The sequence below is a fragment of the Cytobacillus kochii genome, from assembly GCF_020171845.1.
GTDB classification, from domain to species: domain Bacteria; phylum Bacillota; class Bacilli; order Bacillales; family Cytobacillaceae; genus Cytobacillus; species Cytobacillus kochii.
In genome coordinates, this window is the sequence record NZ_JAIVAM010000002.1 from 286,921 (window position 1) to 299,841 (window position 12,921).

The 12,921-nt window shown below is 36.3% G+C and carries 10 protein-coding genes; all 10 read left to right on the forward strand.

All coding sequences use genetic code 11. The annotated features are described in order from the left end of the window. Positions 1–180: 180 nt before the first annotated feature. The 10 genes from LCM23_RS02365 (at position 181) to lhgO (ending at position 12,802) form a co-directional block, all read left to right on the forward strand. On the forward strand, positions 181–1,407 hold the full coding sequence (locus LCM23_RS02365) for a cytochrome P450 (protein WP_224935290.1): 1,227 nt from the start codon (positions 181–183) through the stop codon (positions 1,405–1,407). 237 nt (positions 1,408–1,644) lie between these two features. Then, positions 1,645–2,160, forward strand: coding sequence for a PadR family transcriptional regulator (locus LCM23_RS02370; RefSeq protein ID WP_224935293.1), 516 nt, complete (start codon positions 1,645–1,647; stop codon positions 2,158–2,160). Positions 2,161–2,465: 305 nt separating this feature from the next. Further along, positions 2,466–3,752, forward strand: a complete 1,287-nt coding sequence (dctP, locus tag LCM23_RS02375; RefSeq protein ID WP_224935296.1) for a C4-dicarboxylate transporter DctP — start codon at positions 2,466–2,468, stop codon at positions 3,750–3,752. A gap of 99 nt (positions 3,753–3,851) precedes the next feature. Continuing rightward, positions 3,852–5,030 carry a class I SAM-dependent rRNA methyltransferase gene (locus LCM23_RS02380; RefSeq protein ID WP_224935299.1) on the forward strand — a complete coding sequence of 393 codons (1,179 nt, stop codon included), beginning with the start codon at positions 3,852–3,854 and terminating at the stop codon, positions 5,028–5,030. A gap of 175 nt (positions 5,031–5,205) precedes the next feature. Beyond that, positions 5,206–6,222: a TAXI family TRAP transporter solute-binding subunit gene (locus LCM23_RS02385; protein WP_224935301.1), complete on the forward strand. Its 1,017-nt coding sequence runs from the start codon at positions 5,206–5,208 to the stop codon at positions 6,220–6,222. Positions 6,223–6,234: 12 nt separating this feature from the next. Beyond that, positions 6,235–8,208 (forward strand): TRAP transporter permease, encoded by a 1,974-nt coding sequence (locus tag LCM23_RS02390; RefSeq protein WP_224935304.1) that lies wholly within the window; start codon positions 6,235–6,237, stop codon positions 8,206–8,208. A gap of 13 nt (positions 8,209–8,221) precedes the next feature. Then, a complete protein-coding gene (locus LCM23_RS02395; protein WP_224935305.1) occupies positions 8,222–8,917 on the forward strand; it encodes a FadR/GntR family transcriptional regulator in 696 nt (231 codons plus the stop codon). Positions 8,918–8,934: 17 nt separating this feature from the next. Then, positions 8,935–10,350 (forward strand): FAD-binding oxidoreductase, encoded by a 1,416-nt coding sequence (locus tag LCM23_RS02400; RefSeq protein WP_224935308.1) that lies wholly within the window; start codon positions 8,935–8,937, stop codon positions 10,348–10,350. Further along, positions 10,343–11,605: a (Fe-S)-binding protein gene (locus tag LCM23_RS02405; protein ID WP_224935311.1), complete on the forward strand. Its 1,263-nt coding sequence runs from the start codon at positions 10,343–10,345 to the stop codon at positions 11,603–11,605. The genes LCM23_RS02400 and LCM23_RS02405 overlap by 8 nt, the downstream gene beginning before the upstream one ends. 15 nt (positions 11,606–11,620) lie before the next feature. Further along, positions 11,621–12,802, forward strand: coding sequence for an L-2-hydroxyglutarate oxidase (gene lhgO, locus LCM23_RS02410; RefSeq protein WP_224935315.1), 1,182 nt, complete (start codon positions 11,621–11,623; stop codon positions 12,800–12,802). The last annotated feature ends 119 nt before the right edge of the window (positions 12,803–12,921 follow it).

Below are 12,921 nucleotides of genomic sequence, written 5' to 3' on the forward strand. Positions count from 1 at the left end.
AACTAAAAAGAACTGTTGAGTAAAAGCTATTCAACAGTTCTTTTTAGTTCATTTGCCCCTATAGTAAAACTACTACTTTCCATGCATTGACGATGAAAGGGAGAAAATTTACGATAGAATATATACTTTAATTAAAGTATATATTCTATCTCCAAATGATCAAAGAGGAGGAAATGTTAGATGAAAGAGATTATCTCATTACAAGACATTAAACATTTTGATTCAAGATCGGAACAATTCCAACCGTTAGAATGGTACAAATCGATGCTTGAAAGTGGGTCTATTAGTTATAATGAGAATTCTGATACTTGGAATGCATTTAAGTATGATGCCGTAAAGACCGTTTTAAGCGACTATGAACATTTCTCCAGTGAAGGAGACCGAACAACGATTTCTGTAAAGTTTAGTGAAGATGATAAGCAAATGAATAGTAAAGTAAACTTCTTGAAAATGGATCCTCCACATAACAGAAAAGGAAGATCCCTATTAGCATCAGCATTTACACCAAGAAGTTTAGAAAATTGGAAACCGCGAATTAATCAAATTGCTGAAAATTTAATTACACAAATAGAAAAGGGCAAGACGGAAGATATCGTAGCGGCATTAGCCAACCCTATGCCTGCAATGGTGATGTCAGACTTATTAGGGATTCCGAAGCCCGATGTAATTAAATTTAAGAAATGGGTCGATATATTATTTCTTCCATATGATAAGAGCAAAAAGGATGTAATCGATAACCAAAAAAATCAGGCAATTAAAGAGTTCTTTACTTATTTGCAACCAGTCATCATTGAAAAGCGACAGCAGTTACAAGATGATATCATTTCTGATCTCATTAGGGCAGAGGTAGATGGGGAAAGACTAACGGACTTTGAAATTATTGAAATGACAATGGCTATATTAGGTGCAGGCGTAGAAACAACGAGTCATATGATTTCAACAAGCTTTTATGCCCTTTTATATGATGACAACGAGTTATTTTCAGAATTAAAAGCTCACCCAGAATATATTGATCGAACGGTCGAAGAGATGTTACGATATCGTTTTCATATGAGTCGAAGAGATCGTACGGTGAAGAAGGATAACAATATTTTAGGGGTAGATTTGAAAAAGGGAGATGTTGTTGTTGCCTGGATGAGTGCGGCTAATATGGATGAGGAAATGTTTGAAGAGCCATTTCAATTAAATATTCATAGAAAAAATAATAAGAAACATCTTACATTTGGAAATGGACCTCATTTTTGTTTAGGTGCACCATTAGCAAGACTTGAGTTGAAGCTCATTTTAGAAAACTTAGTTAAGCGTTTTTCCAAAATCGAACCTATCGAATCATTTGAACTAGAGCCCAACTTAACTGATTCTGCGACGGGTCAAACGTTAACCTCATTGCCTCTTAAACTTTCTTGAAATAAATAGAGTGAAAATTCAAGGTAAAATTAAAAGAATGAACAATGAATAGTTTCTCGGAAAATACGAACAAATTCTAATGAATAGGTTCGTATTTTTATTTATAAGTATACCGATTTTACCGATTAATTGACGAACACGCTCTTATTATTTGAAACCATAATGAAAGAATCAGATGCGTTTATCTCCCAGTATAAGTTAAGATAGCTATATACGTTTTTGGAGGTGAACGGGTGAATGATTAGAATATATATTTTAGGTATGTTAGCACATTCAGTAGACTATCCTTATAATATCCGCAAAAAACTAATGAATGCACAGCCTTTCATAAAGATTAGTGAGGGAAAGTTTTATTATGATTTTGAAGCATTACATAAGAAGAACTGGATAGAGCCTGTACAAAAGCTACAAGAAGGAAGTCGCCCAGAAAAAACACTTTATCGGATAACTAATGAGGGACGTGGCCATCTGGTAGAAGAACTCTATCTTTGTTTTCAAAAATATACGGAAGTGGCAGATTTGTATATTGCCATTCATTTCTTAAATTATATTAATAAAGAAGAAGCCGCTTCTATTTTGAAACAAACCATTCAAAAAGAAAAAGAAAAGTGGGATACATTAAAAACGAAAAAAGAAGAAAAGGAAAAATATGACACAGTCTCTGACTCAAGTCAATTAATAGCTTCTCATGCATTTGATAAAGCTGAATTTAATATTAAATGGTTAGAGAGAGTACTAGAATTCATAAAATAAATAACTAGACGAAAGAGAGCTTAAATAAATTGTGGCTCTCTTTCGTCTAATTTATGCCTAATTTGACCTTAAATTTCACTTAGATGCTTATGGTAAGAGTAATCGGGGACTCTCCTCCTTACTGGTTAAAATTATGTAACTTGGCAGTAGTCCATACATGTCAATCGTTTTTACTGTCTCAACTAATAAGACCAAAATGAACAAAATGTTCACTATGACCATAAACTTCTTTTCATTTTCTGAAAACGCTATCATTCTAATTACAAAGAATAGTCAGATAGATAGTGTGACAGGAGATGATTAATGTGGGATTTTTAAGAATTTTTAAGAACTTAACCGTTCAAGTGTTAACAGCGATCGCACTTGGTGTGTTAGTAGGTTTAATTTGGCCAGATATAGGTAAAGAATTACAGCCGTTAGGAACTACTTTCATTAATGCAGTGAAGATGGTTATTGCCCCAATTATTTTCTTAACAATTGTTTTAGGAATCGCAAAAATGGGAGATATGAAAAAAGTTGGTAAGGTTGGTGGGAAAGCTTTTATCTATTTTGAAGTTGTTACCACGCTTGCTCTCGTTATTGGATTATTAGTCGTTAATATTGTAAAACCAGGTGACGGCTTAAATTTTAATGAGCTTGAACAAGGTGACGTATCTCAATATACAACCAATGCTGAAGAAGGCATTGATTGGATCGAATTCGTTACACATATCGTACCATCAAATATGGTGAATGCTTTTGCGGAGGGAGATATCCTTCAAGTTTTATTCTTTTCCATTCTATTTGGTGTTGCTCTTGCTTCTTTAGGTAAACGGGGAGAAGTTATTACTGATTTTCTTGACCGGTTATCCCATGTGTTCTTTAAGATTATCGGTTATGTCATGAAAGCTGCGCCAATCGGTGCATTTGGTGCAATGGCATATACGATTGGACATTTCGGCTTAGGTTCTTTAGCACCGCTCGCTAAGTTAATGATGAGTGTGTATATTACCATGTTTTTATTCATCTTTATTGTTCTAAACTTAATCTGTAAATATTATGGTTTTAGTCTGTTTAAATATTTACGGTTTATAAAAGATGAGTTACTTATCGTATTAGGAACGAGTTCTTCTGAATCTGTTCTACCAAGAATGATGGACAAAATGGAAAGATTCGGTGCTTCCAAATCTGTCGTTGGTCTAGTCATTCCAACAGGATATTCCTTTAACCTTGATGGAACTTCAATCTATCTTTCTATGGCCACCGTATTCTTAGCTCAAGTATTTGGTGTCGATTTATCTATTGGTCAACAAATTACGATAATCTTAATTCTCATGCTTACTTCAAAGGGAGCTGCTGGGGTAACGGGAAGTGGATTTATCGTGTTGGCTTCGACATTAGCAGCTATTCAAGTTATTCCGTTAGAAGGTTTAGCACTCTTACTCGGTGTTGACCGCTTTATGAGTGAAGGTCGTGCCATTACGAATATGATTGGTAACGGAATCGCGACAATCGCCGTGGCGAAAAGTGAGAATGAATTTGATGAAGAAAAATATCAACATGCAATTTCGAATATGAAAGAAATTTCTCAAGAAGTGAATAAAGCAAGTTAAACGGTAAAGCCCTCTCAAGATAAACCTGAGAGGGCTTTGTCTGTAAGATGCTATTTGTGGTACGATAAATAAATCATTGATTGGTAAGGTGGAGCGTATATGAAGTTAACAGTAAAACCGTCATACATAAAGAAGTATAAGGAAGGTTTTCCATTAATAAATGAACAATCTGTTGAACGAATTCCTCAAATGACAGAAGGAACGATTGTTGAGCTAGTGAATGAAAAGGGGCAGTTTCTCTGTAAAGGTTACTATGGAATTCAAAATAAAGGTAGAGGTTGGGTATTAACGAAAAACCAGCATGAACGAATAGACCAAGCCTTTTTTATGGAAAAGCTGAAGGCAGCAGTAAATCATAGACAAAAACTTTTTAACGACCCAGAAACGACTGCTTTTAGAATATTTAATGGAGAAGGCGATGGTGTTGGAGGCGTTACAATAGATTACTATGATACGTATTATTGCATTAGTTGGTATAGTGAAGGTATCTATCAATTCAAACAGGAGATTATTAGGGCATTAGAGCAATGTATGCCAGTGAAGGCCATTTATGAAAAGAAAAGATTTAATCATAAAGGGCAGTATGTAGAAGATGATGATTTTGTTTGTGGAGAAAAGCCGACATTTCCTATTATCGTTAAGGAAAACGGGATAAACTATCCAATCTATCTTAATGATGGCGCTATGGTTGGGGTTTTCCTAGATCAAAGAGAAGTAAGGAAAAAAATAAGAGATCAATATGCTGATGGTAAAACAATCTTGAATACATTCTCATATACGGGAGCTTTTTCGGCAGCAGCTGCATTGGGCGGTGCAGTGAAAACAACGAGTGTCGATTTGGCTAATCGGAGTAAAGCGAAGACAATCGAAATGTTTAGTGTAAATGGGATTGATTATGAAGAACAGGATATCATTGTTGAAGATGTATTCAAATACTTTAAATATGCGGTGAGAAAAAATTTATCATTCGATCTTGTCATTTTAGATCCACCTAGTTTTGCACGATCAAAAAAACATACTTTTAGTGTTGCAAAAGATTATGCTGCTTTATTAGAAGAAGCTATCGCGATTACTAATCAAGGAGGGATCATTGTTGCTTCATCTAATGCAAGTAATGTGCCGATGAAAAAGTTTAAAACATTTGTCTCAAAAGCATTTGCAACAAGCAATGAAAAGTATAAGATTCTTGAAGAATATTCATTACCTATTGATTTTAAAACGATTTCTTCTTTTCCCGAAGGAGACTATCTTAAAGTTTTATTTATAAAGAAAGATTAATAAAAAGCTACAGGGTACAGCACTACAGTATCCTGTAGCTTTTTTTGCAAATAATTGTTAATTATTTTTGTAGAATAAATTTTTAGAATAATTGTTGTTTTTTTAATTTTTTCTTGTATACTTGTAATACAAGATTGGAATTAAAACGTTTTCATTTGTTGAAAGGGGGAGAATTATGAAAGGTAAAAGAATAAAAATTACAATCTCGATCGCTGCCATTATTTTTCTTACCATTTTTGGTATTAAGACGGCTGCTGATAATGAAGATAAAACCTTTTTATCCGTAGCGACAGCTTCAACAGGTGGTACCTATTATCCGATTGGAGTGGGTATGGCCAATATATGGAGTTATGAATTAAAGGATAAGAAAATTCAAGCAAGTGGACAATCTTCTGCTGGTTCGATTGAAAATATCGAGCTTTTAAGAGAGGGAGAAGCCCATTTAGCTATTCTTCAAGGGTTAATTTCATCCCAAGCTTATGCTGGAGATGATGGTTTTGCAGGTAAGCCTTATAAAGACTTACGTACTGTGGCTATGTTATGGCCCAATGTAGAACATTTTGTGTTAATGGATAATGCTATTGAAACCGGTAACATTTCAGACATTGATGGCACTCGTTTTTCCGTTGGTCCCCAAGCAAGCGGAACTGAACAATCAACTGTTGTAATGATGGAAGGGTTGGAATTAACTAAAGCTAATATATCACCAGAGTATCTTGGTTATAACGATACGGTTTCTGCAATGAGAGATGGTAGATTAGACGGTGGATCCTTACCAGCCGGCATCCCAATCTCAGCAATTACGGATATGTTTGCTAGTAATGTCAAAGCTAGTATTCTTGAAGTAACAGATGAACAGTTAGATAAAATTAACGCTGTTTCAAACACTTGGTACCCTTATACGATTCCTGGAGGAACTTATCCTCGTGTAGAGGAGGATATCCAAACCATTGCACAGCCTAACCTTTTATCTACAACAAAAGATATTGACGAAGAGACAATTTATACGTTAACAAAAACGCTTTATGAGAATCTAGACAAAATGTATGAAGTGCATAATTCTGCAAAAGAAATTACTTTAGAGACAGCACTTGATGGGGTGACTGTACCTTTACATGCAGGTGCTTACAAATACTTTAAAGAAGTTGGTTTAGAGATTCCTGAAGAATTAATTCCGCCAGAGGCAAAATAAGGAGGTTAGAAAATGTCGAATGTAAAAGGGGATGCCGTAACAGCAAATCAACAAGGCTTAGATAAAGAGGCTGGCGGAGGTATGCGCGTATTGCATGGTTCGTATGCCAAGGTTGTAGCGATATTAGCTATTTTATTATCTATATTTTCCATTTATTCAAATGGGCTTTCAAATATTCAGGAGATTTATAGAAATTTAATATTTCTAGGTTTTATTCTCGTTTTAACATTTTTATTATATCCCGCAAGGTCTTCATCAAAAAGTGGGCGTTTTACATTAGCTGATTATTTGTTTGTTGCATTAGCAATCTTGGGTGTAGGTTATTTAATTATCAATTATACAACCATTCATGTTGATCGCGGCTCACAGCCAATTTTAATTGATTATATTTTCGGTGCTATTACTATTATTGTATTGTTTGAAGCAGCAAGAAGAGCTGTAGGTCTATTTATCCCGATCCTTTGTGGTATTTCTGTTATCTATGCCTTATTTGGGACGATTTTTCCGTGGATATTTGGCCATGCTGGGTTCTCTTTAGAACGTTTGCTATACCGTTTATATATGACCACTGAAGGCGTCTTAGGTCTTACATTATCAACTGCATCAACCTTTATCGTTATGTTTATCTTATTCGGTGCCTTTTTATCTGCAAGTGGTGCAACACAACTATTTAACGATTTAGCGTTAGCTATTGCAGGTAGAAAAAGAGGTGGGCCTGCACAGGTAGCTGTTATATCTAGTGCTTTAACAGGGTCATTAAGTGGGAGTGCTGTAGCAAATGTTGCCACAACAGGAGCTTTTACGATCCCGTTAATGAAATCAATTGGTTTAAAACCAAAATTTGCTGGCGCAGTTGAAGCAGCAGCATCTACTGGTGGAATGATTATGCCACCAATCATGGGTGCAGCAGCTTTTATCATGGCTGGATTCTTAGGTGTTTCCTATACTACTGTTATTCTCGCAGCAATTATCCCAAGTTTCTTATATTATATCGCTCTCATCTTTGCGATTGATATAGAAGCGAAAAAACAAGGGTTAAAAGGGATCAGTAAGGAGAATATACCAAATGTTTTACAAGTGTTAAAGGAAAGAGGCGTACTGATTGTTCCTATTATAGTGGTTATAGGAACATTACTGATTGGTAAAACAGCATTATTTGCAGGTTTTGCAGGTATCGGTTCCGTTATTGTTGCCAGTTGGTTAACGAAAGATAAGTCTAATAGAATCACAATTAAGAAAATGATTGAAGCATTTATCGATGGAGGGAAAGGGACAATACAAGTAGGTATCGCTTGTGCCGCAATCGGTATTATTATTTGTGTTGTTACTATGACAGGTATAGGTTCAACACTAGCTTTTAATATTGTTGATTTAACCGGTGGACAGCTTTGGTTAATCCTTATTGTCGTTATGCTAACTTGTATTGTGCTAAGTATGGGATTACCATCTACCGCACTATACATTGTTGTTGCTGTAACTGCTGCACCTGCATTAGTAGAGGCTGGTGTACAACCAATTGCAGCTCATTTCTTTGTATTCTGGTTCGGTGCTCTTTCAAATATTACACCACCAGTAGCGCTTGCATCTTATACGGCAGCAGGGATTGCCGGAGCAAATGCAATGAAAACGTCATGGGAAGCTTTAAGACTTTCATTAGCAGGATTTATTATTCCGTTTATGATTGCATACAATCCAATACTATTACTCCAATCACCGGATGGCGGTAGTGTGGAAATTCTTTCTGTTATACTAGTATTAATTACTAGTACTCTAGGAGTCTATGCGCTAGCTGTTTCTATGGGGAATTACTTGAATACTTACTTACATGTAATTGAAAGAATTTTATTATTTTTCGGTGCATTGATGCTCATTAAACCAGGTATTATTACTGATGTTTCTGGTCTGGCTTTATGTGCACTTGTATTCAGTATTCATTTAATTCGTACAAGAAAGGAGACAAGTAAGGGTGTAGAGGTGAATATGTAAAGGAGATTAATAAATGAAAATTGAACGGAAGAAGATATCGGCACAAGTATTAGAGCAATTAAATGAAAAAATTAAAAGTAAAGAGTTTCCGCCCAACCAACCATTACCTTCTGAGAATGAATTGGCGAAATTATTTGGTGTAAGCCGCCCTCCTGTTAGGGAGGCACTCAGTGTCTTATCAGCAAGTGGGATTATTGAATCAAGACAAGGTGGCCGAAGTTATGTTAAAGAATTACATCTTGTCGATATGATGGACCGCTTAACATTGCAATATATTTCATTAGAAGAGGTTTTTGAGTTATTGGAATTAAGGATGATAATGGAAACAGAGGCCGCTGCTCTAGCTGCTAATCGTCGTAATTCTTCCGACTTAGAGAAAATAAAGAACGCGTTAAAAGGGCTAGAGGAGACACTTACAAACCCTGATGAAGTGGGCCTTCAAGCTGATTTAGATTTTCATAAATATATGATTGAAGCAACTAAGAATAGCTTTATGGTAGGGGTCATGGATAATATCGGTGACCTTTACCGTAAGGCTGTCGCTTTTTCATTAAAGAAGAACTTAGGATTACAAAGAAAAAGAGAAAGCGTTTATCTTGAGCATGAAGCGATATATAAAGCGATTGAAAGTCAAGATGAAGAAAATGCAAGAAAGGCAATGAAGAATCATCTACAAAATGTACGGAAGAAATTAAGGGAAGAAAAGTAAAGGAAGAAGGTGCCATCATGTTGACAGATGAGATGGTCGAACAATTTCAAAATGCCATAAAATCTCCAACGAGAATGTTAAAAGAAAAAGCGGATTTAGTCTCTTATTCATATGATGGGTCGTTCGGTACTTATTTACCTGAATTAGTCATACAGCCAATGTCAACACAGGAAGTTGTGTCTATCGTAAAGGTGGCCAATCAATATAGAGTCCCTTTATACCCAAGAGGTCGAGGAACTAGTCTAAGTGGTGGGCCGTTGCCTGTTCATGGCGGAGTGGTCCTGGACTTTTCACAGTGGAATCAAAAATTAGAAATAGATAGTGATGATACAATTGCTGTTGTTTCGCCAGGAGTATTGACAGCTGAAATAGACAAAGCAGCGAAAAAATATGGGCTGATGTATCCTCCTGATCCGAGTAGTGCGCATGTGTCAACGATAGGTGGTAACTTAGCTGAAAATGCTGGTGGACCAAGAGGTTTAAAGTATGGGGTAACAAAGGATTATGTGTTGGGGTTAGAAGTCGTTACACCTGAGGGAGAGGTCATTAAAACAGGTGGTCGTACAATTAAAAATGTTACTGGCTATGACTTAACTAAGCTGATAGTCGGATCTGAAGGTACTTTAGGAATTATTACTGAAGCAACACTACAACTAGTTCCACGGCCACAAGCAACTGGAACGATGATGGTTATTTTCGATGATATTGTCGATGCAGGAAGAGCCATATCAAAAGTTCTCACTTCTGGGATATTACCTTCTAAGATGGAGATTATGGATCAAGCTTCTATTATAGCTGTTGAAGAATATGAATCAGTCGGACTTCCGACCGATGTTGATGCCATTATTCTTATAGAATTAGATGGTCATCCAGTGGCGATTGCTGATGAGTGTAAACAAGTAGAGCAAGTTTGCTTAATGGTAGGAGCACGAGAAGTTCAGATAGCAGCGAATGATGTGGCTGCAGCGAAACTCTGGAAAGCGAGGAAACTTGTCTCCCCAGCGATTGTGAGAAAAAAACCAACGAAAATTTCTGAGGATGCGACAATCCCAAGAAGTAAAATCCCAGAAATGTTTAAACGGCTAAAACAAATTAAAGAAAAATACAATATAGATTTAGTAGTATTCGGGCATGCAGGTGATGGTAATCTCCATCCAAATATTATTACTGATAAACGGGATAAAGAGGAAATGAAGAGAGTCGAACTTGCTGTAGCTGAGATATTCGAAACAGCTATACAATTAGGTGGAACTTTATCAGGGGAACATGGCATCGGCACAATGAAGACACCGTTTATGAAAATGGAGCTAGGGGAGGCTGGATTAGATATGATGAAAAGAATGAAGAGCGCATGGGATCCTAAAAATATCATGAATCCTGGTAAGGTTTTTCCCGAAAATGAAAATCAAAGGCTCGTATTAGTCGATGAATAATCAATTAGCATACGAAGAAACATTTGATTGTGTCCAATGTGGGTATTGCTTACCTGCCTGCCCGACTTATACGACAATGGGAAAAGAAAGGCATTCGCCTAGAGGAAGAATTAATTTAGTACAGATGGCTTCTGAGGGTAAAATTTCGATTCAAGAAATAGAAGATTCGATGGAATTATGCCTTGGCTGCAGAGCATGTGAGACCGCTTGTCCGACCAATGTTCAATACGGAAAAATTTTATCTTCTTATAAAGAAGTGAAAATGGAGCAGGAAGGTAGTTCACTTATTAATCGCTTGGCGATGAAAAAAGGTCTTGCGAATAAAAGCATGTTGAATACAATGAATCTTTCCTTGAGGTTTTATCAACAATCCGGCATTGAAAAATTAGGCAAAGTCACAAAAGGGATTCAGGTACTACCTGAGAATTTGCGTGCATTTGAAGCCATTATACCTAATATAACAAAGCCTGATAAGGAACTTAGAAAAGGGACACTTATCCCAGATACTGAAACAAAACTAAAAGTCGCCTTTTTTACTGGATGTATCATGGATGTGTTTTTTGCTAAAATCAATGATCTAAGTATAAAGTTGCTTCAGCATGCTGGATGTGAAGTAACCGTAATAAAAAACCAAACTTGTTGTGGAGCGTTACAGCATCATGAGGGTGATAGCGAGACCACCAAACAATTAGCAAAAGAAAACATCGTTGCATTTGAAAAAGAGCACTATGATTATATTGTTAATAGTATTGGTGGATGTGGTGCGATGTTAGTTGAATATGATCAACTGCTTCAGTCTGAACCAGAATGGGTTGAACGAGCAAAAGGATTTGCTGAAAAAAGTAAAGACATTAGTGTGATTTTAGCAGAGTTGGATATTGAATTTACGAAGAAGGTTGAAAAGAGAATTACATATCAACCCTCATGCCATTTATCAAATGTGCAAAAAGTAAAAAAATCGCCATTAGAGTTAATTTATCGTATACCAGGAACAACGTATATTCCCCTTCCGGAAATGGATAGGTGTTGTGGCTCAGCAGGTACGTACAATGTATTTCATTATCAAGAATCAATGGAAATATTAGATGAAAAAATGTCTTATGTAAAAGAAACGATTCCAGAAGTAATTGTCACTTCCAATCCTGGTTGTCATTTGCAGATGTGTATGGGTGTGAAGCGTGAAGGATTAGAAAGTAAGGTTGAAGTCGTTCATATTGTCGAGATACTAGCAGAAGCATGTGGTTTAAAGAACTGATAGAAGGTGAATAGGATGTATGATTATATTATTATTGGTGGAGGAATTGTTGGTCTGTCCGTTGGGTTAGAACTACTAGAACAAAAACCGGCACTAAAGATTGCTATCGTTGAAAAAGAAAGCCATGTAGCAGCACATCAGACAGGGCATAATAGTGGTGTTATTCATTCTGGTATATATTATAAGCCAGGTAGTGAAAAAGCGAGATTAGCTAAAATCGGCGGACAATCCATGAAGGATTTTTGTGAAAGTAATGATATCGAATATGATATTTGCGGTAAAGTAATTGTCGCTAGTGAAGAAGAAGAGTTGCCACTATTAAATAATCTTTATAAAAGAGGGCTACAGAACGGACTTGATATTCATTTAATGGAAAAAGAAGAACTATTGGAAAGAGAACCACATGTAAATGGGAAAAGAGCCATCCATGTACCAATGGCAGGAATTGTTAACTATAGACAAGTGTCTGAAAAAATGGCGGATATCATTCGCCATAAAGGTGGAGATATTCTCCTTAATCATGAAGTTGTGGCCATTCAAGAGGATAATAATGAAGTCGTTGTTATCACTGATCAAGGAGATATAAAAGGTCAATTTTATATCAACTGTGGTGGTCTACACTCCGATCGGATTGCGAAAAAGGCAAAATTATTAACTGATATGAAAATTGTCCCCTTTCGTGGTGAATACTATCAGCTGGTTGAGGAAAAACGTCATCTAGTGAAGCATTTAATTTATCCTGTTCCCAATCCAAAGTTCCCTTTCCTTGGCGTTCATTTTACGAGAATGATTGGCGGTGCGATCGATGTCGGTCCAAATGCAGTATTGGGCTTCAAACGCGAAGGTTACCGGAAGACAGATATTCATTTACCGGATTTATTTGAAGTGTTAGCATATAAGGGCTTTTGGAAGCTGGCAAGTGGTTATATGAAGGAAGGGATTGAGGAAATGATCCGTTCAGCCTCTAAACAGCTTTTCTTAAAGAATGTACAAAAACTTATGCCAGAAATACAAGCTTCAGACTTGAAAACTGGACCAGCAGGAGTAAGAGCACAAGCATTGAAGGATGACGGCTCATTAGTGGATGATTTTTACATACTGCCGAGCAAGCGTGCGATTCATGTATTAAATGCACCATCTCCTGCTGCAACGGCGTCAATTGAGATTGGTAAGGAAATTGTCAGAAAACTGATATAAAAACTAAATTTTTTTGGAGATTGAGAGCTATAGACTTTTTTCTATAGCTTTTTTCTTTTTGTTTTAAGGTGAATGAGACAAAAAGAGCTTAGGGGATTGACATTAATCGCCTTTTTTCT

What these genes read in the sequence shown, in the direction of transcription:
- LCM23_RS02365 (WP_224935290.1), top strand. Translation starts at nt 181, where the DNA reads ATGAAAGAGATTATCTCATTACAAGACATTAAACATTTTGATTCAAGA.
- LCM23_RS02370 (WP_224935293.1), top strand. Translation starts at nt 1,645, where the DNA reads ATGATTAGAATATATATTTTAGGTATGTTAGCACATTCAGTAGACTAT.
- LCM23_RS02380 (WP_224935299.1), top strand. Translation starts at nt 3,852, where the DNA reads ATGAAGTTAACAGTAAAACCGTCATACATAAAGAAGTATAAGGAAGGT.
- LCM23_RS02385 (WP_224935301.1), top strand. Translation starts at nt 5,206, where the DNA reads ATGAAAGGTAAAAGAATAAAAATTACAATCTCGATCGCTGCCATTATT.
- LCM23_RS02390 (WP_224935304.1), top strand. Translation starts at nt 6,235, where the DNA reads ATGTCGAATGTAAAAGGGGATGCCGTAACAGCAAATCAACAAGGCTTA.
- LCM23_RS02395 (WP_224935305.1), top strand. Translation starts at nt 8,222, where the DNA reads ATGAAAATTGAACGGAAGAAGATATCGGCACAAGTATTAGAGCAATTA.
- LCM23_RS02400 (WP_224935308.1), top strand. Translation starts at nt 8,935, where the DNA reads ATGTTGACAGATGAGATGGTCGAACAATTTCAAAATGCCATAAAATCT.
- LCM23_RS02405 (WP_224935311.1), top strand. Translation starts at nt 10,343, where the DNA reads ATGAATAATCAATTAGCATACGAAGAAACATTTGATTGTGTCCAATGT.
- lhgO (WP_224935315.1), top strand. Translation starts at nt 11,621, where the DNA reads ATGTATGATTATATTATTATTGGTGGAGGAATTGTTGGTCTGTCCGTT.